This is a genomic window from Actinomadura sp. 7K507 (assembly GCF_004348425.1).
GTDB lineage: Bacteria > Actinomycetota > Actinomycetes > Streptosporangiales > Streptosporangiaceae > Spirillospora.
In genome coordinates, this window is record NZ_SMKK01000159.1 from 1 (window position 1) to 22,924 (window position 22,924).

Here is a 22,924-nt window from a genome sequence, read left to right on the forward strand (position 1 = left end):
GCGTAGCCATGGGGGCGAAACACAGCGGACGGTGGTGAGCCACATGGCCAAGGCGACCCGCGGGCGGATCGCGCACGACCTGCTCAGCGCGGGCGCGGCACCGCGGAACCCGGAGGAGCTCTTCAAGGCCGTCGCCGACCTCGGCCACTCCGTGGAGCTGAACGGCACGAACCTCGACGTCATCCTGCACGACTGACCGCGCACGGCCAGCAGGCCGCCCGGACGTGATCCGGGCAAAGAACAAGGGCCCCGCCACATGGACGGGGCCCTGCTCCTTGAGCTCAAGTCTCCGGCAGGCGGAAACCGATCAGTCCAGGTAGTCGCGCAGCACCTGGGAGCGCGACGGGTGCCGCAGCTTCGACATGGTCTTGGACTCTATCTGCCGGATGCGCTCACGGGTCACCCCGTACACCTTGCCGATCTCGTCCAGGGTCTTCGGCTGGCCGTCGGTGAGACCGAACCGCATCGACACCACGCCCGCCTCGCGCTCGCTGAGCGTGTCCAGGACGGAGTGGAGCTGCTCCTGCAGAAGCGTGAAGCTGACCGCGTCCGCCGGGACGATGGCCTCGGAGTCCTCGATGAGGTCACCGAACTCGCTGTCGCCGTCCTCGCCGAGCGGGGTGTGCAGTGAGATGGGCTCGCGGCCGTACTTCTGGACCTCGACGACCTTCTCCGGGGTCATGTCGAGTTCCTTGGCCAGCTCCTCCGGGGTGGGCTCGCGGCCCAGGTCCTGGAGCATCTGCCGCTGCACGCGCGCCAGCTTGTTGATGACCTCGACCATGTGAACCGGTATACGGATGGTGCGGGCCTGGTCTGCCATCGCGCGAGTTATGGCCTGCCGGATCCACCAGGTGGCGTACGTGGAGAACTTGTAGCCCTTGGTGTAGTCGAACTTCTCGACCGCCCGGATCAGTCCGAGGTTCCCCTCCTGGATCAGGTCCAGGAACAGCATCCCGCGTCCGGTGTAGCGCTTGGCCAGCGACACCACCAGCCGCAGGTTGGCCTCCAGCAGGTGGTTCTTCGCGCGGCGGCCGTCCTCGGCGATCCACTCGAAGTCCTCGTTGTCCTCCTCGGACATCGCGGGACCGTCGGCGGCGAGCCGCTCCTCGGCGAAGAGCCCGGCCTCGATGCGCTTGGCGAGCTCCACCTCCTGCTCGGCGTTCAGCAGGGGGACCTTGCCGATCTGCTTGAGGTAGTCCTTGACCGGGTCGGCGGTGGCGCCGGCGGCCGCGATCTGCTGGGCGGGCGCGTCCTCGTCGTCGTCGCCGAGGGTGAACCCCTCCTCCTCGGCGGCGGGCTTGCCCTCGGCGGCCTGCTTGCCCGCGGGGACGACCTTGGCCGCGGGCGCGGCCTGGGTCTCCTCGTCCTCGGTCTCGGACGCCTCGTCGGCCTCCGGGGCCGCCTCGTCCTCGAGTTCGACGTCGAGGACGGTCAGGTCCTCCTCGACGAGTTCGACGTCGGCCTCGTCGCCGACCTCGGCCTCGGGGTCGTCGGCGACCTTCTTGACGGCCTTCACCGGCGCGGCCTCGGCCGCCTGCACGGCGCCCTTCTTGGCCGGGGCGCCCTTCTTGGACCTGGCGCCCTTGGCGGGCGCGGCCTTCTTCGGCACGGGCTTCGGCGCGGGCACGGCGTCCGGGCGCGGCTCGGCGGCGGCCTCCTCGGGCTCCGCGTCATCGCCAACGACGGCGGTCACCGTGTCGGGCTGCTCCTTGGCCGCCGCGGCGGTCTTGGGCCTGCGTGCCGGCGGCGTCCCGCGCTTGCGCGGACGCTTGGGCGCCGCGGAGTCGGCAGCGCTCACCATGACGGTCACACCCTCCTTGCTGAGGCTCCGCAGAATGCTGGAGGCCTTCGACACGGGGATGTCGGCCTCCTCGAACGTACGTCGTACGTCGTCGGCTTCGAGGTAACCCTGGGACCGTCCACGCTCGATCAGTTGCGCGATGACGTGATCGTGCAGATCTGACGCTTTCGAGGTCGAGCTAGCAGGCGACACAAATACCTCTCGAACGAACGTGTGGCTTGGTTGACCCAAGTGCCCTGACGGGCCCGGCCTCACACTGGGTGGGACCACACACAGAGCGGACCTCCCGGTGCGGGACCGCAGCGTACCCGCTATCTCTGGGTCAAGCATTCTGGCACTGCTGCGCGTTCCGCGTGTGAAGTCCTACCCGGTAACTCTCCACCTTAGAGGGCGCGGGACGGTCCTTCGTACGTACCAGGCCGTCTTCGCACCGGCTCCAGCGGCCTTCACTCGGGTTTGGGCGGGACGTGCAGGGCAAGCACGGTCACATCGTCTACCTGCTCGTACCCGGCAAGCATCCGATCGACCAGGAAGTCGACGAGTCTCTCGGGATCTCCTACCACTTCAGGTGGGGCGTCCGCCGCAACGGCGACAAGCTCCTCCAGCCCGGCGTCCACCCCACGCCTACGGTTCTCCACAAGTCCATCGGAATAGAACACCACAGTGTTGCCGGTCTCGATGGAAAAACTTGTCTGCTGGCGCTGACTCGGCCACCCGAGGGGCGTCCCTGGCTCCCGCGTGCTCACGTGCGCGGGCGTGTCCGGGGAGATCAGCAGGGGCGGCGGGTGCCCGGCGTTGCTGAACGCGCCCTTCCCGGTCTCGGGGTCGATGACCGCGTACGCGACCGTGGTGAACTGCTCCTCGTCCTCCGTGGCGCTGAACAGCCGGTCCAGGCCGGCCAGGACCGCGGCGGGACGCGGGTCGTTCAGCGCGAGGGCGCGCAGGGCGTTGCGGACGCGTCCCATTCCGGCCGCGGCGAGGACGCCCTTGCCCATGACGTCGCCGACGGCCACGGCGAGCCGGTCGTCGGCCAGGCGGAACACGTCGTACCAGTCGCCGCCGACCTGGACGTGCCGGGTCGCCGGGTTGTAGCGGGCCGCCAGCACCATCCCGGGCAGCTGCGGAAGGTCGCTGGGCAGGAGGCTGCGCTGGAGCTCCTCGGCGGTCCGGTGCTCGCGCTCGAACAGCAGCGCACGTTCAACGGCCAGAGCGCACTGGCCGGCGAGCGCCTCCAGGAAGACCCTCTCCTCCTCGGTGATCTCCCTGGGCCGCGTGAACGAGAACCGGAGCGCCCCGATGGGCGCGCCCGCCGCCAGGAGCGGAAGACCCACCCAGGCGCGTTCTTCGGTGTGCTGGGCGAACAGGTCCCTCTCACCGTGGCCGAGCTGCAAGCGCAGGCTGTCAGGATGCTCGGCCAGGAACGGGCGGCTCTCGCGCACCGCCACCGACATCACGGTTTGGTCACTGACCTTGATGTCGTCCCGGGAGACGGGACCGGTCTCGCCTTCGGCGCCCGGCTGGGACGGCGCCACGATGCTGAGGCGCAGCTTGTCGTCGTCCAGCAGCGCCACCGCCGAGTAGTCGGCGCCGATGGCCGACCGTCCCACCTCGGTGATGACCTGGACGACCTGGGAGACGGTCAGGGCCTCGGCGAGCATCGACGTGGCCTGCTGGAGGCGCGCCGTGCGCAGCGCCGCCGCCGACAGCTGCTCGGTCAGCCGCCCGCGCATCTCCTCGGCCTCGCGCTGCCCGGTGACGTCGGTGTTGGCACCGACCCACTCGATGACCGCGTCGCCCTGCCAGATGGGCACGGCCCTCACGTCGAAGTGCCGGTAGGTGCCGCTCTTGGTGCGGATCCTGTAGTTGGTCTCGAAGACCCGGTTCTCCTCGACACATCCCTGCCAGGCGCCCTCGATGCGGGGACGGTCCTCGGGGTGCACCACCGACAGCCAGCCGCCGACCGCGTAGTCGTCCGGCGTCTGCCCGGTGATCGCGCGCCATTCGGGCGCGTCGTCGATCACGCCGCCCGCGGGCGCCGCGACCCACACCACCTGGGCGCTGGCCTCCACGAGCGAGCGGTAGCGCTGCTCCTTGCGGCGGATGACCTCCTCGGCCCTGCGCCGCTCGGTCACGTCCAGCGCGGTCAGGACGACGCCCAGGTGCTCACCGTCGCCGCCCCTCGCGGGGAGCCACGTGCAGGCCAGGATCCGCTCCTCGACCGCTGTGGCCACCCCGGCGGCGTCGCCGGGCGGGCGGGAGTCGCCGGGCGGGCCCGGCGGCTCACCGGCCGGGACGACCAGATCGAAGTCGGTCAGCGGGCGGTCCTCGGCGATCACCTTGTGCAGGGCCGCCTCGAACGCCGTCGCCAGCGCCTCGGGCAGCACCTCGGCAGGTCTGCGCTGCTGCAGTTCGCGGACAGGAACGCGCAGGAGCGCCGCGAGCGCGTCGTTGGCCCTGCGGCAGCGCAGATCACGATCGAAGAACGCCAGCCCACCCGGGGCTTCCGTCAGCAAGGTCGCGTACAGCGCGGCGTCGGACGCATCCATGGGCTGCCCCTCCACCCCTGAGACGCGAGGATGCGGAACGGACGTCTCGGTGCTCATGGACAACACCTCCGCCCCAGAGGGTCCCGTACCGCGCGGCAAGTTTTCATCACTATGAGTGAATGGGAGCAGGCTAGCGCCCCCACCTCCATCACAACACCGGTCGGAGTCAGGTATTCATCATCCCGATGGTTCGCCGAGTACGGAACCCCTGATGAACATCCTCGTTCCCTTCGGTCCCAGACGAACGCGTCGGATTCGGACATCGTCGCGGAGGACGCGGGAGGCGGTCCGCCCGGACGGCGAGTAGGAGATGCTACGACGCTCGGGCGTCACACGCCGTCAACCCGGCCCATTCGGCGAGTTGACACCCTCACGCCGTGTCCCACTCGCCCGGTGCGTCCCTACTTGGGTGCGTCCCTACTTGCGTGCGTCCCTACTTGGCGGCCTTGGCCGCGGCCTTCTGTTCCTGTTTGAAGGATCGGACCTGGGCCAGGGACTCGGGGCCGGTGATGTCGGCCACCGAGCGGTGGGAGCCTTCCTCGCCGTAGGCGCCCGCCGCCTCGCGCCAGCCCTCCGGCTGGACGCCGTACTGCTTGCCCAGCAGCGCCAGGAAGATCTGCGCCTTCTGCTTGCCGAACCCGGGCAGGCCGTTGAGGCGCTTGAACACTTCCTTTCCGGTGTCCACGCCCTGCCACACCTTCTCGGCGTCCCCGTCGTAGTTGTCCACGAGGAACTGGCACAGCTGCTGTACCCGCTTGGCCATCGACCCGGGGTAGCGGTGGACGGCCGGCTTCTCCGACAGGATCGCCGCGAACCGCTCGGGGTCGTGCGCGGCGATCTCGTGCGCGTCCAGGTCGTCGGTGCCGAGCCGCTGGGCGATGGTGTAGGGGCCGGAGAACGCCCACTCCATCGGGATCTGCTGATCGAGCAGCATGCCCACCAGGGCGGCCAGCGGGCTGCGTCCGAGCAGTTCGTCGGCTTCCGGACGCTGTGCGAGGTGAACCTTCGTGGCCATGCGCCCAAGCTTAAGGCCGGTCCATCTGTCAGAAGTCTTACGGGAATGGGCGAACCCTGGCGGGGGGCGGGCCACGGTGTTCGAATAAGGGCGTGAACGAGGAGGAGCGAGAAGAGGGCACCCCCGTGGGGCGGCGGCTGGTGCTCGGGATGCTCGGTCTCGGCGTGGCGGGGGTCGCCGTGGGAGCGTCCGTACAGGACAAGGTCAGTCGTGCCTTGGCGCCGATAGGGCCGGTCAGTGATGTCCTACCGGCCGCCGGTGGTTTCCGGTACTACTCCGTCGTCGGGAGCGTGAAGCGGCACAACCCCGCCACGCACCGCGTGACCGTTGGTGGCCTCGTCGACAAGCCCCAGGCCTTCGGTATGGCAGACCTGGCGCGGCTTCCGCAAACGAGGCTGGAACGCGATTTCCAGTGTGTGACGGGCTGGCGGGTACCTGACGTGGAGTGGGTCGGGGTGGCGCTGCCCGACCTGCTGGACGCGGTCGGAGTGTCGCCGGAGGCGCGTGCGGTGACGTTCACGTCGTTCGACGAGGTCTACACAGAGTCGCTGACGCTGGAACAGGCGCGACGGCGGGACGTCCTTGTGGCGACGCAGATGGAAGGCAAGCCGGTCACGCACGATCACGGCGGGCCGACTCGGCTCTACGTGGCGCCCATGTACGGCTACAAGTCACTGAAATGGCTCGGCGGCATCGAGCTGACCGACAAGCTCGTCCCCGGCTACTGGGAGAACCTCGGATACGACGTGCACGCCTGGGTCGGGCGGTCGAACGGGCGTGACGATGCCCCAACGTGACCCGTCCCCGCATGACCCGCCCGTGCATGACGCTGTGGTCTCCCCCGGACGGGTCTGGCTAGAGCGTTTCACCCTGGCCGAGCGGTCGATCCACCATGTCACCGCACTGTTGATGCTGATCTGCCTGGTGACTGCGGCGCTGTTGTACCTGCCGATGCTGTCGACGCTGGTCGGGTACCGGGAGACGGTCAAGACCGTCCACGTGTGGTGCGGGTTCGCGCTGCCGGCGCCGATAGTGCTCGGCCTGGTGTCCCGCGCCTTCCGGGCCGACCTCCGGCGGCTGAACAGATTCGCCCCGCACGACTGGGCGTGGCTCAAGAGCCGCGACCGCAGGGTCGTACAGGGTGGGCGCGGAATCTTCCCCGTCGGCAAGTTCAACGCGGGTCAGAAGCTGAACGCGGCGTTCACCGCGGGCGCGATCCTCATCATGCTCGGCACCGGCGAGATCATGACCTTCCCCGGCCCGTGGCCGGATCGCTGGCGGACGGGCGCCACGTTCGTCCACGACTGGCTCTTCCTCGTCGTCGTCGTGGTGACGGCAGGGCACCTGTGGCAGGCGTTCCAGGACCGCGGCGCGCTCCAGGGCATGCTGACGGGGCGGGTGGGCCTGGACTGGGCGGCACGCCACCACGCCGGTTGGGCGGACGCCCGGAACCGGCCACGCCCGGCCAGCCGCAGATCATCCGGCGAAACGCACAATGCGCAGGTCAGGGCGGTGGACGGCGATCCGGACGGGGCCTCCGGAGAAGACGGCTCAGAATTTGCGAAACGACGCCCCGGTATGTCTTGACTCTCCCCCCAAAAGCGCTGGAATGGGACATCGAGGCTGGGTTCAGACGGAAGCCCACAAGCCTGGGCAAGTCCGTCCACGCTCCGCCTCGGCCGGCGGCGTCCCCGTCCGCCGGAACCCCGTGCGCGGAGGTGTACGCAGATGCCTGCACTGGCCGATCACCGGAGCGAGACTCGCAACGCGCTCACACAACGGCTTAGCGACGAGTTCGCGACGTTCCCCCTGGATGCGGTGCACCGGTGCGTGGCCGACGTCCAGGCGCGCATGTCCCACCTGGGTCTCGACGCCACGCCCGCCAGAGTCGAGCGGATGGCCCGCGAACACCTCACCGGAATCCTGAAATCGGAGCCGCCCTCCGGACGCGCTCCGGCGGAAGGGGTGGACGCCTGACTCCACCGGCCGCGCGCCCGGCCCGGCCTTCGAACGTGTCCGGGACATCGCCCGCCGCCGGATCTGAGAGGCTATAGCCGTGAGTCCCCGCAGCCGCCACCGCTCCTCCGGGGACCCGGGCCGGGACGGATCGGCTCCCCCGGACGAGGTCTCGGCGATTTTCGACGGCATGCTGCAGCACGCCCGCGAACTGCTGGCGGTGCGCAGCCCCCTGGACGCCGAGCTCATCGTCAGCGAGATCCTCGGCGCCTGGTGGGGTCACCGCATACCGGAAGGCGACGTCGAGGAGGTCATCGGCGAGGCCCTCATCGACTACGCCGGAACGGCCGGGACCCCGGCCGCGCTGGCGCTGCTCACCGGCATGGCCTACCTGGGGACCCCGCGCCAGGCGGCCGAGGCCGAAGGGGCGGCGCTCGAACTCATGGGCAACGGCGTCGCCAGGCCGGGATGGGCCGACCGAGTGGGAATGGTCGCCCCGGAAGACTGCTACGTGTCCAGGGACGTCTTCGGCGACCAGGACTCCGTCGTCTGCACCTACAGCTACGGAGGGGCCGAACGGCACGCCCTGGTCATCCTGGTCGACCGCAACAAGGCCGGGGCCGTCCAGCCCGCCGGCGACCCGTTCGCCCCGGCCGCACGCGCCGGGCACCCGCCGGCGAGCGGGATGGTCAGGGACGCCTGGGTCTCGTCCCAGGTCGACAAGCTCCTCGACCATTGCCGCCGCGAAGGCCGCGACAACCCGCTGATGCGGTTCGAACAGCTCGACCCGCGCGACACCAAGGCGCTGCTGCAGAGCGCCCTCGACCTCACCGACGGCACCGACGACCCGCCGGTGAACGACAACTTCGGCACCTACCACGCATTCGTCCGGGCGCGGGTGGACATCCTGCCACCGGGCGGCCGGCTGCCCCAGCCGCCGGTGTACGGGCCCGACAGGCGGGCGACGATCGCGGCCCGCTTCCTCGCCTCGGACGAGGCGGAGGGCCTGTCCGACCGCTCGGCCGCCAGCCGGTGCGTCGACCGGATCATCGACTACGGCTGCACGCACGACTTCGGCCGGCCGCTGCGCGTCAGTCCCGTCAAGTGCGAGATGTTCCTGCTCGACTGGCTGCCACGGAAGGTTTTACTTTCCCCCACGGAACAAGAGGCCGTCCCCCACGTGCTTGCCGCGTGGGTGCGATGGGCGGGCAAGCGCACAGGGCTCCCCGAGGAAGGCGTCAGGACGACCCTGGACGCCCTCTGGGACGCCACCGCGAAGTTCGCCGAGGCCTACCGCGACCCGTCCGCATTCGGCCTCGACCGTGAGCTGGTCGACCGGCTGCTACCCGACGGCGACCTGGAGGCACTGCCCCGCCGGGCGTTCGCCCTGCCGTTCCTGTCGGGCACCCACCGGCGGACCGGACGGCACGGCTTCATCAACCTGTCGACCCTGGACCCCGCCGACCCCGACGACCGCCGCATCCTCCTGGAGTTCGAGCATCCAGGCGCCGACGAAGAGCACATCGAGGCGCACGAACGCCTCACAGAACGACTGTGGGACGGTGAGCCCCTGCAACTCTGGGACACCGCCCAGTCGCTGCTCGACGTCGGCTACGAACGCCACGAGATTCTGCACAGACTCATCGACGTCCTCGAACGTTCCGGGGACGATCCGGAGGCTCTCCGCGATGCCCTGCGTGTGCTACGTCACGAACCCCCACCCGAGTGAACTCCTGGTTTGCGCGCGGCGTCCCCGGCGACAATCATCGGGTCTCGGGCATGGTCTCGCGGGGGCCCGGGGACCGGCCCCCGGTCGTAGGGAGTGATCTTGTTGGAGTGGTCCGAGTTCGCCCGGCGGCTGGGACGTGAGCTGGCCGGGCTCGAACGGGACACCATCCTCATCGTGCGCGAGCGCGATGAGAGCCGGCACTACGTCCAGGCCATGCGTGAGCCCGACCGGCTCTACGCCGAGGCGGTCAGCAACAACTTCCTCGAAGGGCCGCTGCTGCTCACGCTGGCCGACGAGGAGGTCATGAGCGACGCGGGCTGGCGCCCGCCCGCCGATCCCGCCCCGCGCAACTGGTGGACGGAGCTGCCGGAGTTCGGCATGCCCGGCGGGATGCAGTCGGTGGCCGACGGCGACTTCTCCCGGCTGGCCGACGTGATGGTCACCGCGCTGCGCGATGTCCAGGGCGTGCGGCGGCCGTCGGACCTCGTGTACGAGTCGTTCCACCGGCACGGCACCGGCCTCATCGAGCTGACCGGCTTCGGTATCGACGTCGCCGACCCGTCGCGCGTGAACAAGCGCCGCACCGCGCCTGGCGAGCCGCCGGGCCCGCTCGGAGACCCGGTCGGCCCGGCCGGAGACCCGTCCGGCGTCCCTCTCGCGGAGGTGGATCCGCTGCCCGCCGGGACGCCGCCGGCAGGGAGCCGGATGCCGCCGCAGGGTCCCTCCACCGTGGACGCCGATCTGCTCGAACCCCGCCTGACCGAGGCCAAGGCGAACGGCGACAACGCCGCGTACTTCCAGCTTCTGGCGGACGCCGACCTGGTTCTCCCGGCGACCGCGCCCGCCGTGGAGGACCCCGACCGCGCCGAGTTCCCCACCGTCACGATCGGCAGCGACACCTACGTCACGGTGTTCACCTCACCCGGTGCCCTGGCCCACACCGGCGACCGGCATCCCGGCCTCTACCGGCGCACCTCGTTCGCGCAGCTGGCGTCCGGCTGGCCGGACCCCGCATGGCGCCTTGCGATCAACTGGGGGCTGCCGAGCGAAGTGCTCCTGGACTCCTCCGTCATCCCCCACTTGCACGGAGGTCCGGGCTCGGCACCGCCCGCCGAGCAGGACGTTTCCAACCCGTACGGAACGGTCGACCCCAACGCCCTCTCTGGGCCCAACCCTGTCGCCGGTGGCTCGATCCCCCCCGCCAACGGTTCGGTCCCAGGCGCCGGCGGTGCACACGACGATTCGCATACGGCGATCGATCCGTACACCGTGGAAGATCTGCGAGCCGCGCTCCAAGCCGGAACGGCCCCGGAGCCCGAGGCCCCGGCCGGGCCGGGAGCAGGGGCGGCGGAGGCAAGGCCGGCCGAGCCGGAGCCTCCGGAACCACCGCACATCGAACCACCGCAGAACGCCGAACCACCGCGGCCTGAGCCACCGCAGAACGCCGAACCACCGCCGCCTGAGCCACCGCGACCCGAACCGCCGCGACCCGAACCGCAGCCTCTCGAATCGGCACGCCCCGAACCGGCACGCCCCGAACCAGAGCGTCCTGAACCAGAGCGTCCCGAACCGGAGCGTGTTCAGAAGGAGGCCGCGCTTCCCCTGGGGGCGCCGCCCGGCAAGCGGCCCGCCGCCGAGCAGCAGCCCGCCGGCGTCCCGATGCGGCTCCCCCATGGAGCCCGCCTCTGGCGCTGGACCGGCGAGGGCGACGAGACGCCCCTCGCGGTCTACGACGCCATCGGCGGCCTCTGGGCACCGGTAAGGGCGGACGCCGTTCCCGCTCCGCGAACCGAGTGAAGTAACGTTCGGCTACCGTTCAGTACGGCCCCCGCCCCACGGACGTGAGAGTGGATCCCGAGTGGACTGGAACGACTTCGCCAAACGACTGACGCTGGAGCTCTCCCGGCTGCCGGTCACGTCGTTCCTCATCGTGCAGGGACCCAGCGGGCTGCCCTACGTCCAGGCGATGAGGGCCGAGGGCGTGCTCGACTCGGAGGCGGTCAGCAGCGCGTTCCTGCCCCGTCCACTGGCGCCGCGGCAGGAACGGCGGCTGAGGGCGCTCGGCTGGGAACCGCCGGACGAAGAGGAACGCAAGAACTGGTGGCACCAGTTCACGCTGCGCGACCGCGGCGGCGCCCGCGCCTCGGCCGAGGCGCTGGAGGCCTGCGCGCTCCTCGCCGGGCTGATGGTCGGCGCGTTCCGCGACGTCTACCGCGTCGAGTCGCCGCTCGAACTCGTCTACCAGGCGAGCCGGTCCGGCCCCGAGGGGGGACCACTGGCACTGCCGGGCCTCGGCATCCCGCTGGCCGTCCCCGACGCCGACGCCCGCCCGGCCGCCTCCGCGCGCGCCCCCCGGCCGTCCGGGTCCGCGCTGGAGACCGCGCTCGCCGAGGCGCGGGAACGCGGTGACCAGCACGGCTACCTGGAACTGCTCGCGCGTGCGGTGCTGTACCTGCCCTCTCCCGGCGACCCCGGAGCCGCCGAGCAGCAGTTCGCCACGGCCCAGTTCGGGGACGGAACGTTCGTGCTGGCGTTCACCTCACCCGAGGCGATGGACCGCTCCCTGCAGGGGCAGGCGGTCCACCACCGGGAGGCGTCCCTGTCGGAGCTGTCCCGCCGCTGGCCGCATCCCGAATGGCAGCTGGCGATCAACCCGGGCCTCCCCAGCGCTTCCTATCTGGACGCCAACGCGCTGTTCGAGCCGGAGGAGCCGCGCAAGCCCGCCGCCCCGGCGCCGCCGGCGCCGACCGACGTCCATGTCGCGGGCGCCTCGTCCCGGGCCAGGACCCGCGGCGTCAAGCCCGCCCGCGACGGCTCCACCACCGGCCAGCCCACCACGGGTCGGCCCACCACCGGCCAGCCCACCACGGGCCAGAGGGCTCCCAGGGCGCCGGAGAGCCCCGCGCCGCCGCGGACCGAGACCCCGGCACCCTCCGGCGTCTCCGCGACGCCACAGACGCCCACGCGCCCGCCCGGCGACGCGGGCGCGCCGCACCCGGCCGCGTCCCCGCCGCGCCCCGCGGCATCGTCGCCGCCCACGGCACCGCCACGCCCGGCCGGGCCTCCCCCGTCACATCCGGCCGCGTCTCCCCCGCCACGCCCGGATGCGTCCCCGCCGTCTCCTGCCGCACCTCCGCCGCCGCGGCCTGCCGCGCCTCCGCCACGGCGAACCGAGGCTCCGGCGGCCCGGGAGACCGCCGCGGACCCGCGAGGCATCCCGGTACCGGGACGCGGCGGATCGCCGGGCCCGTCCCGCGAAACGCCGAGCGACCCGCGGGGCCTCCCGGTACCGCCCGCCTACCGGCGGCGCGAGGCCGCGGAGACGGTGCCCGGAAACCACGGCTCCCCTGCCTCCCCGCCGAGCGCCGCACCGAGCGCCGGGGCCGGTGTCACCACGGACGCGCCGACCCGTCCGCAGCGTGCACCGAGCGTGCCGGTCGAGCGAGAGCAGGAGCAGCGCGCGCGGCCGCAGGACATCCCGGTCGCCGGCCGTGAGGGCCCGGACGCGAGCGAGAAGCGGGAGGCCCCTGCGGCTGAGACGCAGCCCCAGCCGACGCCGAAGGGAGAGGCACCGGCGGACGGCGCGTCCCAGGTGGTGGTGATGCAGAAGGTGGTGCGTCCCGAGCACGTGCAGCACTACCTGGAGGGCGGATACGACCTCGTCGCCGGATACGTGCACCGGTTCCAGGACGTCCGGGAGCTGGCCACCCCCGCCGCGCTGATCCGCGGTCTGGGGCTGGTGTACGAGGGTTCGCCGTTCACGCCGTCGGACGAGGAGATCCACGCGATCCGGTGGCCGGCGGTGAAGCCGCCGCTGTTCCGGCGGCCGCTGGGCGGGATCGACGAGTGGAGCATGGGGATCATCCCGGGCGGATGGGTGATCGAGAAGGCGCCGTTCCCGGGGTCGGGGTACGCGCCGGGCGACGGCCCCGCCATCCCGGAGTTCAAGATCGAGAGCCAGCGGCTGCCGCACGGCGCCGAGCTGTACCGCATCGCCGCGAACGGCAGGGAGTCGCTGGTGGCGGGCTACGACGCCGATCTGCGCCGATGGCTGGTGAAGCTGCCCGGGGAGCCGGGAGGGCGGGGATGAGCATCCGGCACGGCTACTACGCGCGCTGGCGCGGCGCGGACTACGAGGCGAGCCCGGACGGTGACCGGGTGCGGCTCTACGCCTCGCGGCACACCGACGGCTTCAAGCAGGTCGCGCCGAGCAGGTACTTCCATGTGGTGCCCCTGTCGGACGTGGAGCATCTGCAGTACGTCACGACACACTGCGTATGGCGCGACGAACCGTTCGTCGTGCTGGGCGAGCACGAGGGCTGGTTGCGCGTGGAGTACAGCGGCGGCAGGGCTCCGGTGGCGGAACGTCTCGGGCTGGAGCTGTTCGACCGTGGCGTGTACCAGGCGTGGGCGTCCAGGCACGAGGTCGAGGACCTGCACGAAGAGACCGTCTGAGGCACGTGGACCGGTGGCAGGTCCGCGATCGGTGGCACGTCCGGCGATCGGTGGTAGGTCTAAGGCATGGCGGTCATCGACATCAACGCCGACCTCGGTGAGGGGTTCGGCATCTGGGAGCTGGGCGACGACCTGGCGCTGCTGGACGTGCTCACCAGCGCGAACGTGGCGTGCGGGTTCCACGCCGGCGACCCTCTGATCATGCGACGGGTGTGCGCCGCGGCCGTCGAGCGCGGGGTGACCATCGGCGCGCAGGTGTCGTACCGGGACCTGGCCGGTTTCGGACGCCGCGAGATGGACGTCGCCGCACCGGAGCTCACCGCCGAGGTCCTCTACCAGCTCGCGGCGCTGGACGGCATCGCGCGTACGGAAGGCGGACGTGTCGCCTACGTCAAGCCGCACGGGGCGCTGTACAACCGGATCGCCCGTGACACCGTCCAAGCGCGCGCGGTCACCGATGCGGTACGGGAGTACGACCCCTCACTTCCGCTGCTGACACTCCCCGGTTCCGCCGTGCACGGGGTCGCCGGCGGGCTCACCGTGGTCGCCGAATGCTTCGCCGATCGCGCCTACACGCCGTCCGGCGAGTTGGTGTCGCGCAGGGAGCCCGGAGCCGTCATCCACGACCAGGAGGCCGTCGTCCAGCGCGCCGTCCGGATGGCCGTGGACGGCACGGTCATCGCGGCGGACGGCACCGAGGTCGCGCTGAAGGCCCGCTCGGTCTGCGTGCACGGCGACACTCCGGGCGCGGTGACGCTCGCACGGGCGGTCCGGTCGGCGCTGTCCGAGGCCGGCGTGACGCTGGAGTCGTTCGCGTGAAAGTGCTGCGGGCCGGTGACGCGGCCCTGCTCGTGGAGACCGGAGACCTCGCGACGGCGCACCGGCTGAACGCCGCGCTGCGCGACGAGCCGCTCCCCGGCGTCGTGGACGTCGTGCCCGGGGAGCAGACCGTCCTGGTGGTCGCCGACCCGTCCGCCGACCTGGACCGTCTCGCCGCGCGGCTTCCGCGGCTGAGCCTGCCGGCGGACGCCGGGGGCGACGCGGAGCCGGTGGAGATCCCCGTGACCTACGACGGCGCCGACCTGGACGAGGTCGCCGGCCTCACCGGGCTGTCGCGCGGCGAGGTCGTCCGACGCCACTCCGCCGCCACGTACACGGTCGCCTACCTGGGCTTCTCCCCCGGCTTCGGCTACCTGACGGGCCTCGACCCGGCGCTGCACGTGGGCCGCCGGGAGTCGCCGCGCACGTCGGTCCCGGCGGGTTCGGTGGCGATCGCGGACCGGTACGCGGCCGTCTACCCGTCCAGTTCGCCGGGCGGCTGGCGGCTGCTCGGAAGCAGCGGGCTCCGGCTGTGGAACGCGACGCGCGATCCGCCGTCCCTGCTCCGGCCGGGCATGCGGGTCCGTTTCGTCCCCGGGGAGTCTTCTTGATCGAGGTCGTGCGGCCGGGGCCGCTTGCGACCGTCCAGGACCTGGGCAGGCCCGGCCGCGCCCATCTGGGCGTCCCGTGCTCCGGCGCCGCCGACGAGCGCGCCTTCCGGCTGGCCAACCGGCTCGTCGGCAACCCCGAGGGCGCGGCGGCCGTGGAGTTCACCTTCGGCGGGGCGGCACTGCGTTTCCACGGGCACGCCTGGGTCGCGGTCACGGGAGCACCGGCACCGCTGCGCGTCGACGGCCGCGCATACGGGACGCACGCGCCCGTCCACGTCCCGGCCGGTGCGCTGGCCGAGCTCGGCAACCCGGCGTCAGGGCTTCGCAGCTATCTCGCCGTCCGGGGCGGTGTCGCCGTCGACGAGGTCTTGGGGAGCCGTTCGACCGACCTTCTGTCCGGGCTGGGCCCGCCGCCTCTGTCCGCGGGCGACCGCATCCCGCTCGGTTCCGCTGAGGGACTCGTTGACATCGCCGTGGACGTCGCACCCCCACGGCGCATGCCGGAGACGCCGGTCCTGAACATCCGGCCGGGCCCACGCGACGACTGGTTCACCGAGGAGGCGTTGACCGCGCTGACGTCCACGCTCTACCAGGTGTCACCCGACAGCAACCGCGTCGGCGTGCGGCTGGACGGCCCACCCCTCGTCCGCGCGCGCGACGGCGAACTGGGCAGCGAAGGCATGGTCACCGGTTCGCTGCAGGTGCCGCCCAGCGGGCTGCCCATCATCTTCCTGGCCGACCATCCGACGACCGGCGGCTACCCCGTGGTCGCGGTGCTCGTGCGGTCCGCCGTCCCCGACGCCGCGCAGCTGCGCCCCGGCCAGCGCGTCCGCTTCCGCGTCTAGGTCAGGGGCGCCGGGGCGGACCAGTCCAGATGGGACACGTCGTTGAACCCCCGGATGGACGACAGCTCGCCGAGCCTCACCAGACGAGAGATCGACCCGTTGTCAGGGACGAGGAACGCGAACGGCCTGGACCCGGTGGTGGACGCGAGCGCCTGCGAGATGACGCCGCCATGGGTGAACACGGCGATCCGGCCGCCCGCGTGCGCGGCCGCGAGCCGGGTGAGGGCCTTCTCGACGCGGGCCGCGAACGCTTCGGCCTGCTCGGCGCCGGGGATGACGTCCCAGCGCTCCTCGGCGAACAGCCGCTGCACCACCGAGCCGTTCTCGGCGACCATCTTGCGGAACAGCCCGCCCTCCCACTCGCCCAGGTGGACCTCCCGCAGCTCGGCCTCGACGCGCGGCTCCAGCCCGAGCCTGCGCGCCAGCGGCGCCGCAGTCTCCGCGGTGCGGCGCAGGGGCGTCACGTAGATGGCGTCGAAGTGCTCGTCACCGAGCCGTTCGCCGACGCGCTCGGCCTGTTCCCGTCCCTCGGGGGCGAGTTCGGGGTCGCCTTGGCCGTCCACGAGCGGGAAGGGCCGGTCGGGTCGGGCGGGCGCGGAAGCGCCGTGCCTGATCAGCAGGATGTCCGCCGCGCCTTCCGGCGCCTTGTACCGCGTCTGCCCGTACTCGATCGGCTCGTCCTGCTCGCGTCGCTCATCCACGGACGGCACCCTAGACGAATGCTCCGAGGTCACCTCGAGGCACCCCTCAGGACAGCAGCGGCACCAAGCGCCTTACCTCGTCCTGGAGCGGAGCGGCGGGAACGTCCTCGAACGGAGTCACGGCCACATCCCCGTCCTTGGCCTCCCAGACACCGGCCACACGGCCCTCATGGAGGACGACCGGTGAGATCCAGCCCGCCGCCCGGCTCACCTCTTTGCGGCGCTCGGCAGGCACCAGGTAGGTCGCGGACGTCCCGGCCCCCAGAACGTACTGGTCGAACGCACCCAGCAGCCGGACGGACGTGGCGGGCTCGGTGGCCAGGAGCTCGTCACGGTGTTCCGCCAGTACGTACATCTGCTCGCCTTCCACCTCGACGGTGGAAAGCCCGTCTTCGGCGGCCGCGAACCAGTTCTTGACGTCCTTCTTCCGGTTCAGCTTGCGCATGAGCCAGTTGTCGAACATGCCCGGGGTCGCGGGCCCGTGCGCGCCCAGGAACGCGTGGATCACCGTCCGCGCGGCGTCCTCCACAGGCGGCAGCCCCGTCCAGCCGGGCAGCCACCGCTCCGGCGAGGTGAAGGTCACGCGTGTGCCCTGCGACGGGCCGTGGCAGAGGACGCCCCACCAGGCCAGCGGCTTGAGCAGCGGACCGTAGCCGGAGCCGAGCACCTCGGCGAGATGCCGTGAGCCGGTCTCCTCGACGACGGCCGTGGTGAGTTCCTCGCGGGTGAGTGCCGACCCGTCCGCGAGAGCGTTGCTCGCCGCCTCGGCGATGGCCTCCAGGTCGTCCGGCGTGGCCCCGAAAGTCCTCTGCCAGGCGGGCTTCTCCCAGTTGCGCACGGCACCGCACAGCGCGAGGTAGGCGGCGGCCTCGTCGGCGGGCAGCAGATGCAGGGTTCCGCGCACGGCCCACGTCTTGACGAGGGTCCGCTCGTCGAGCAGTGCCCGGGCCACCGCGCCCCGTTCGGGAGCCGTCTGCCGTATCGCGACGGCGAGTTCCGCCGACGACGCGACCTGCGCCTGCACTCCGGCCAGGCGCCGCGCGATCTGCGACGCCGGCTCGTCGGCCGGGCGTTCGATGTGCTGGCGCCGCATCCGCCAGGCGAGCACTTGCGCCCACGTCACCGAGGTCATGCTCTGATTACAGCGCATGGCTCCGACAGCACCCGCGCAGCGTGCCTCGCTCGTCCCGTAGACCGCACCATCCGGTGGACGCACTATCCGGTGGAAGTAGTCGGCGCGTGGAGGCGTCAGGTCAGGCGGTGGGCGAGGTCGGCGAAGGCGTCGCGGACGTCATCGGTGGTGAGGAGCGTGAGGTCGTCGGCGGTGGCGGCGTCGCCGAGGTCGGCGGCCCGCAGCGCCCGGCACGCGCACGCCTTCTCGTACATGGAGCGGGCGAAGCGGCCGTTGCCCAGCTCGTCGATCTTGCCCGCTCCGCAGGCGCGCTGGAAGACCAGGGCGAGGTCGTCCAGGGCGCGCTCCTCCCAGTGGTCGCCGCCCTCCTCGGCGATGAGCTGCGCGATGCGCAGCAGCTCGTCCGGCCCGTACGACGGGAAGTCCACGCGGACGTCGAACCGGGAGGCGAGCCCAGGGTTGGACGACAGGAACCGGTTCATGTCGCCCTCGTAGCCCGCGAGGACGACGACGAGGCGGTCCCGGTCGTCCTCGGCGCGCTTCAGGAGGGTCTGCACCGCCTCGGCGCCGAACGCGTCGCCGCCGGAGTAGCCGGGGTTGCTCAGCGAGTACGCCTCGTCGATGAACAGGACGCCGCCCAGCGCCGAGTCGACGACCTTGTTCGTCTTCAGCGCCGTCGCGCCCAGATGCTCACCCACGAGGTCCGCGCGCTGCGCCTCGACCACCTCGGGACGGGCGAGGAGCCCGGAGGCGGCGAAGATGCGGCCGAGCACGCGCGCGACGGTGGTCTTGCCGGTGCCGGGCGGCCCGGTGAAGACGAGGTGCCGTGTCGGCGGCCGGGTCACGAGGCCCTGCTCCTGGCGCATCCGGGCGACCCGGAGCTGGGCGGCGATCTCGCGGACCTGCCGCTTCACGGGTTCCAGGCCGATCATCGCCTCGAGCGAGCCGAGCGCCTCGTCGAGCGTCGGCGTCTCGGCGTAGCCGCGGTACCGCTCGGTGACCTCGGCGAACGCGGTCTCCACGTCGTCTGCCCGCAGGGTGACCAGGTCGTCGGCGGTCGGCTTGGCCGGTCCGCCGCCGGCCGTGGCGGCATCGACGACCCGCACGTCCCGCGCGCGCGCCGCCGCCTCGGTCAGGGACCGGACGAACCTTCCGTTGCCCAGCTCGTCCACGATGCCGCGCCGTTCGACCTCCTCGAACCGCGTGGCGAGCCGCTCCCGGGCCTCCGGGTCCAGGCGGTCCTCACGGAGCCCGGTGTGGTAGTCGGCGATCTGCAGCAGCTCGTTGGGACGGTACGACGGGAAACGTACGCGCGTGCCGAACCGTGAGGCCAGCCCAGGGTTGGAGTCGAGGAACTCGGCCATCTGGGCGTCGTATCCCGCAAGGATGACGACGAGGTTGTCGCGGTCGTCCTCCGCACGTTTGAGAAGCGTCTGCACGGCCTCGTCCCCGAACCGGTCGGGCTGCCCCTCGCCGGAGTTGGCCAGGCTGTACGCCTCGTCGATGAACAGCATCCCGCCCAGAGCGGAGTCGACGAGCCGGTTGGTCTTGATGGCGGTGGCACCGAGGAACTCACCGACGAGGTCGGCGCGGTGGGCCTCGACCACGGTCCGCTCCGGCAGCAGCCCGAACGCGTAGAAGATCTTGGCCAGGACGCGCGCCACCGTCGTCTTGCCCGTCCCGGACGGCCCGACGAACACGAAATGCCGCATCGGCTTCTCCGTGGGGACCCCGGCGGCCGCGCGCATGTGCGCGGCCTCGATGGACGCGGCGATGGAACGGACCTGCCGCTTGACCGGCTCAAGGCCGATCATGTCCTCCAGTTCGGCGAGTGCTTCGGCCACGGATATCTCCGGCACCTTTTCCGTTCGGGGTTCGGTGGCGGCGCGCTCGGCGCCGGTGGCGTCGGCCGCCTGCGCCGCTGCGCGGTGTTCGCCGCCCGCGTGCGCGGCCGCCGGCACGGCGCCGTCATCGCCGGCGCCCCTCTGGTCGGCCTTGCGGGGCCTGCCGGACCGGTCGGGCCGGTCGGGTCTGCCGGGCCGCCCCGGCGTGTCTCCCTTGTCGGGCCGTTCACGCGTGTCGGAGCCGGGCGGGTTCTTGCGCGGGCCCGGCGTGCCGTCCGGCTTCGGCCCGGCCTGCTCCTGGACCCAGCCGGTCTCGTAGGCCTCGGCCGGTACCGTGCGCCGGGCCCGGTCCCAGCGGTAGGCGAGGACGCCGAAGGCCGCGACCCAGCCGGGCGCCACGCTCGCCTCCGGCAGCAGCTGGGCGGCGGCCGCCGTCACCGCTCCGGCGGCCCCCAGCGCGAGGAGCGCGCTCCTCCACGGCGTGTACCCGCGCAGACGGAACGCGACGACCGCCACAGGCAGGGCGAGCACGGCCAGTAGCAGCGCGGGATCCAGATAGGGCGGCTGCCCTTCGTCCGGGTAGAGACCGCCCAAGGGCACCGACAGCGCCAGCCATGACGCGATCACCGCGACGACCGCCATGCCCGTGGGCGAGCGCAACGTGAAGTGGATGGCGATGAGCAGGACCACGCAGGCCGCGGCCACACCGAGAATGGGCCCGTCCAACACGACCGCGGCGGACAGCACGAGCGCGGCCAGGAGCGCACCACCCAGGAACCGGACGCCCGGGGTGACCTGGAAGTAACGCCACCGCAGGCGCTCGAAGAGATCCCGCGCCGCGGCGTCCTTCGCCGGGCGGGAGCGCGCCCTGCCGAACAAAGTCATCAGAAGCGAGTAAAGCGCAGGACCGCCCGGAACGGGACTCCCCGCGCCCGGTTCGTTGACTCCTCATGACCGGGTCTGGTCCGGAACAGTGAACCGCGGTTCCGGAGACCAGGGCATTCGTCCTGCCCCTACGATCGACGGCGGCGGGCGATTCCCTGCGGGAAGACGTACCCGGCGTCTTCGCGGGAACGGCCCGCCATGCGATCGCGGCCTTCGTCCGCTCCCGAGCGGTTCCTTCCAAGGAGACTCCTTGACCGACTCCACCCGCGCCCTGCCCGGACTGGATCCCGTCCCCGCCGCCACCAGGGACGTCTCGCGTGTCGCGGGCTACGAGATCGAGGACGAGCTTCAGGCCGCGTCGTCCGGGAACGGCCGCCCCATCAGGATCGCCGGTGTGGACGAGGTGGGCCGCGGCGCCTGGGCCGGCCCGGTCGTCGTGTGCGCGGCGGTCACCGACCTGACCCCGCCGCCCGTCCTGCAAGGCCGGGGCAAGCGGACGATCGGGCTGACCGACTCCAAGCTCCTGACCGAGGCACACCGCGAGTCGTTCGCCGAGCTGCTGCCCGGCTGGCTGGCCGGGTACGCCATCGGCGCGTCCGGTCCCGAGGAGATCGACGAGGTCGGCATGACCGAGGCGCTGCGGCGCGCAGCCGTCCGCGCCCTGGAGTCACTGCCCGTCACGCCCGATGTGGTCATCCTGGACGGCAAGCACGATTTCCTGAGCCGGCCTTGGCGTGTGCGTTGCGAGGTCAAGGCCGACCTCAGGTCGGTCACGGTCGCGGCCGCGTCCGTCCTGGCGAAGGTTCACCGCGACCGGCTCATGGCCGACCTTGACGGCGAATTCCCCGGATACGGGTTCGCGGACAGCGCCGGATATCCGTCGCCCGTCCACCAGAAAGCCCTGGAGGAGTCGGGGCCCACGCCGCATCACAGAGTGTCGTGGTCCTATCTGGACGACCTTCCACGCTGGCGGCACCTGAAGAAGCACCGCGACCCGCTCGCCGGAGAGGGCCAGCTCAGCCTCTTGTAGGCCCCCGCATCTCCGCCCCGCGTCCCGGCATGAGTCATCCCGGCCGACTCGGGTAAGCGCGACAGCGGGAGGTAGATGCCATGGACACCGTCGTCAAGAAGCTCCTGCACGAGTCCGGCGAGACGTTCGCCGAGGAGGCCCGCATACCCCTGAAGGACCAGCCGGCCGCGCTGTTCAAGCTGCTGGTCCTGGCCAACCTGCTGAGCGCACGCATCTCGTCCGACATCGCCCTCGCCGCGGCACGCGAACTGTTCGAGGCCGGCGGGGGGACGCCACGCGGGATGAGCAGACTGTCATGGCAGGAACGCGTCGACGCGCTGGGACGCGGCCACTACGTCCGCTACGACGAGAGCACAGCGTCCCGCCTGGGCGACACGGCCGAAATCGTCCAGGACAAGTACAAGGGCGACCTGCGGCGTCTCGCCATCGACGCCGAACGCGACCCCGGCAAGGCGGCCGAGCTGCTGCAGGAGTTCCCCGGCATCGGCCCCACCGGTGTGGACATCTTCTGCCGCGAAGCCCAGGCCATCTGGCCCTGGCTCCGCCCCTACGTCGACGGCCAGGTGAAGAAGGGCGCCGAACGGGTCGGCCTTCCCACCGACGCCGGCGAGCTCGCCTCCAAGGTCCCCGACAAGGACCTGGCGCGGCTCGCCGCCGCCTTGGTGAGAGTGGCCCGCGACAAGAAGCTGGCCGACACCGTGAAGGCCGCGTGACCCCGCGGGCGGTTCGGTCCCTGCCGGCGGTTCAGTCCTTGCCGCGTGCGGCGACCCACTCCAGGTTCCAGTTGTACGCCTGGTCGACCGTCATCTTCCCCCAGCGCGGCCGGCCCGGCGGCGGCAGGACGTAGCGGCCCTCACGGCGCACGACCAGTTCGCCGTTCACGTTCTCGATGAGCGCCAGCACCGCGTCACGGGACGCGTCCATGCAGTCGTTCATGCGCATCTCGATCGGCGGCGCGCCCACCGGGAACAGCGTGGCGATCGCGTCCATGCCGCGGAAGTCCTCGGCGCCGTCGTAGATCTCGGCGAACACCAGGATCCGCTTGAAGTCCGCGGTGTGGTCGAGGTTGATGTGGAGGTTCTCGCCCGTCTCGATCGCCCCGGTGCGGTCGTCCTTGTCGAGCTTGATGTACGGCGGGCGCTCCAGGGCGCCCATGTCGCCGAGCGCGTGGATGATGCCCTTGCGGCCGTCCTTCAGCTCCCAGAGGCAGCACAGGTCGAGGTCGAGGTCGACGCCGCGGCGGCGCTTGCCGAGCCGCCCCTTGGCAACGCCCTCCCGCGCGGTCCAGTTGAGGTTGACCCTCATGTGACCGGACGTCGCGCCATGCTTGGTGAGCGAAACCGACGGCGCGCTCTTGGTGAGCGAGATCGCGCCGCCCTGCTGCTGCGGCGGCGGAGGTGCGGCACCGGGCGGGGGCGGAGGCGTGTACTGGCCGCCCGGCGGGGGCGGAGGCGTGTACTGGCCGCCCGGCGGGGGCGGAGGCGTGTACTGGCCGCCCGGCGGAGGCGGAGGGGGCGCGTACTGGCCGCCCGGCGGAGGCGGAGGAGGCGCGTAC

At 71.8% G+C, this 22,924-nt stretch carries 18 protein-coding genes and 2 pseudogenes; 13 read left to right on the top strand and 7 right to left on the bottom strand.

Annotation, left to right across the window (positions count from 1 at the left end; genetic code table 11):
• Positions 1–196 (top strand): annotated as a pseudogene (locus tag E1285_RS29925) (hypothetical protein); the annotation flags it as partial.
• A 111-nt stretch (positions 197–307) separates the two neighbouring features.
• Here E1285_RS29925 and E1285_RS29930 read toward each other — a convergent pair.
• From E1285_RS29930 to E1285_RS29940, 3 genes are all read right to left on the bottom strand, one after another.
• A complete protein-coding gene (locus E1285_RS29930) occupies positions 308–1,993 on the bottom strand; it encodes an RNA polymerase sigma factor (RefSeq protein WP_132157913.1) in 1,686 nt (561 codons plus the stop codon).
• A 254-nt stretch (positions 1,994–2,247) separates the two neighbouring features.
• On the bottom strand, positions 2,248–4,404 hold the full coding sequence (locus E1285_RS29935; protein WP_132157914.1) for a SpoIIE family protein phosphatase: 2,157 nt from the start codon (positions 4,402–4,404) through the stop codon (positions 2,248–2,250).
• Between the two features lie 376 nt (positions 4,405–4,780).
• Positions 4,781–5,362 carry an HhH-GPD-type base excision DNA repair protein gene (locus E1285_RS29940; protein WP_132157915.1) on the bottom strand — a complete coding sequence of 194 codons (582 nt, stop codon included), beginning with the start codon at positions 5,360–5,362 and terminating at the stop codon, positions 4,781–4,783.
• A gap of 92 nt (positions 5,363–5,454) precedes the next feature.
• Here E1285_RS29940 and E1285_RS29945 point away from each other — a divergent pair, with 92 nt between their 5' ends.
• The 10 genes from E1285_RS29945 to E1285_RS29990 all read left to right on the top strand — a co-directional run bounded on the left by E1285_RS29945 (position 5,455) and on the right by E1285_RS29990 (position 15,777).
• Positions 5,455–6,159, top strand: a complete 705-nt coding sequence (locus E1285_RS29945; RefSeq protein WP_207946925.1) for a molybdopterin-dependent oxidoreductase — start codon at positions 5,455–5,457, stop codon at positions 6,157–6,159.
• A gap of 22 nt (positions 6,160–6,181) precedes the next feature.
• Entirely contained in the window at positions 6,182–6,949 is a 768-nt protein-coding gene (locus E1285_RS29950; protein ID WP_207946927.1) for a cytochrome b/b6 domain-containing protein, read from the top strand.
• Positions 6,950–7,090: 141 nt separating this feature from the next.
• Positions 7,091–7,339, top strand: coding sequence for a hypothetical protein (locus E1285_RS29955; protein ID WP_132157917.1), 249 nt, complete (start codon positions 7,091–7,093; stop codon positions 7,337–7,339).
• Positions 7,340–7,508: 169 nt separating this feature from the next.
• Complete coding sequence (locus tag E1285_RS29960) at positions 7,509–9,047, top strand: hypothetical protein (RefSeq protein WP_165966813.1); 1,539 nt, start codon at positions 7,509–7,511, stop codon at positions 9,045–9,047.
• A 99-nt stretch (positions 9,048–9,146) separates the two neighbouring features.
• Positions 9,147–10,844 (top strand): SseB family protein, encoded by a 1,698-nt coding sequence (locus E1285_RS47685; RefSeq protein ID WP_243723141.1) that lies wholly within the window; start codon positions 9,147–9,149, stop codon positions 10,842–10,844.
• A gap of 61 nt (positions 10,845–10,905) precedes the next feature.
• Positions 10,906–13,137 carry an SseB family protein gene (locus tag E1285_RS29970; RefSeq protein WP_132157919.1) on the top strand — a complete coding sequence of 744 codons (2,232 nt, stop codon included), beginning with the start codon at positions 10,906–10,908 and terminating at the stop codon, positions 13,135–13,137.
• A complete protein-coding gene (locus tag E1285_RS29975) occupies positions 13,134–13,502 on the top strand; it encodes a hypothetical protein (protein WP_132157920.1) in 369 nt (122 codons plus the stop codon). The genes E1285_RS29970 and E1285_RS29975 overlap by 4 nt, the downstream gene beginning before the upstream one ends.
• Before the next feature lie 66 nt (positions 13,503–13,568).
• Positions 13,569–14,321: a 5-oxoprolinase subunit PxpA gene (locus E1285_RS29980; protein WP_132157921.1), complete on the top strand. Its 753-nt coding sequence runs from the start codon at positions 13,569–13,571 to the stop codon at positions 14,319–14,321.
• Positions 14,318–14,932: a 5-oxoprolinase subunit PxpB gene (gene pxpB, locus E1285_RS29985; RefSeq protein ID WP_132157922.1), complete on the top strand. Its 615-nt coding sequence runs from the start codon at positions 14,318–14,320 to the stop codon at positions 14,930–14,932. Before E1285_RS29980 ends, pxpB begins: the two co-directional genes overlap by 4 nt.
• Entirely contained in the window at positions 14,929–15,777 is an 849-nt protein-coding gene (locus E1285_RS29990; RefSeq protein WP_132157923.1) for a biotin-dependent carboxyltransferase family protein, read from the top strand. The genes pxpB and E1285_RS29990 overlap by 4 nt, the downstream gene beginning before the upstream one ends.
• Here E1285_RS29990 and E1285_RS29995 read toward each other — a convergent pair.
• From E1285_RS29995 to E1285_RS46855, 3 genes are all read right to left on the bottom strand, one after another.
• Positions 15,774–16,478: a histidine phosphatase family protein gene (locus E1285_RS29995; protein ID WP_132157924.1), complete on the bottom strand. Its 705-nt coding sequence runs from the start codon at positions 16,476–16,478 to the stop codon at positions 15,774–15,776. The genes E1285_RS29990 and E1285_RS29995 overlap by 4 nt on opposite strands.
• 46 nt (positions 16,479–16,524) lie before the next feature.
• Positions 16,525–17,610 (bottom strand): winged helix DNA-binding domain-containing protein, encoded by a 1,086-nt coding sequence (locus E1285_RS30000; RefSeq protein WP_132157925.1) that lies wholly within the window; start codon positions 17,608–17,610, stop codon positions 16,525–16,527.
• A gap of 116 nt (positions 17,611–17,726) precedes the next feature.
• Positions 17,727–20,339 (bottom strand): AAA family ATPase, encoded by a 2,613-nt coding sequence (locus tag E1285_RS46855; RefSeq protein WP_207946929.1) that lies wholly within the window; start codon positions 20,337–20,339, stop codon positions 17,727–17,729.
• A gap of 334 nt (positions 20,340–20,673) precedes the next feature.
• On the opposite strand from E1285_RS46855, the gene E1285_RS30010 reads away from it, so the two are divergent.
• Entirely contained in the window at positions 20,674–21,369 is a 696-nt protein-coding gene (locus tag E1285_RS30010; RefSeq protein ID WP_243723142.1) for a ribonuclease HII, read from the top strand.
• Between the two features lie 80 nt (positions 21,370–21,449).
• Positions 21,450–22,082: an endonuclease gene (locus E1285_RS30015; RefSeq protein ID WP_132157927.1), complete on the top strand. Its 633-nt coding sequence runs from the start codon at positions 21,450–21,452 to the stop codon at positions 22,080–22,082.
• A 31-nt stretch (positions 22,083–22,113) separates the two neighbouring features.
• On the opposite strand, the pseudogene E1285_RS30020 reads toward E1285_RS30015, so the two are convergent.
• A pseudogene (locus E1285_RS30020) lies at positions 22,114–22,924 on the bottom strand (stress protein); the annotation flags it as partial.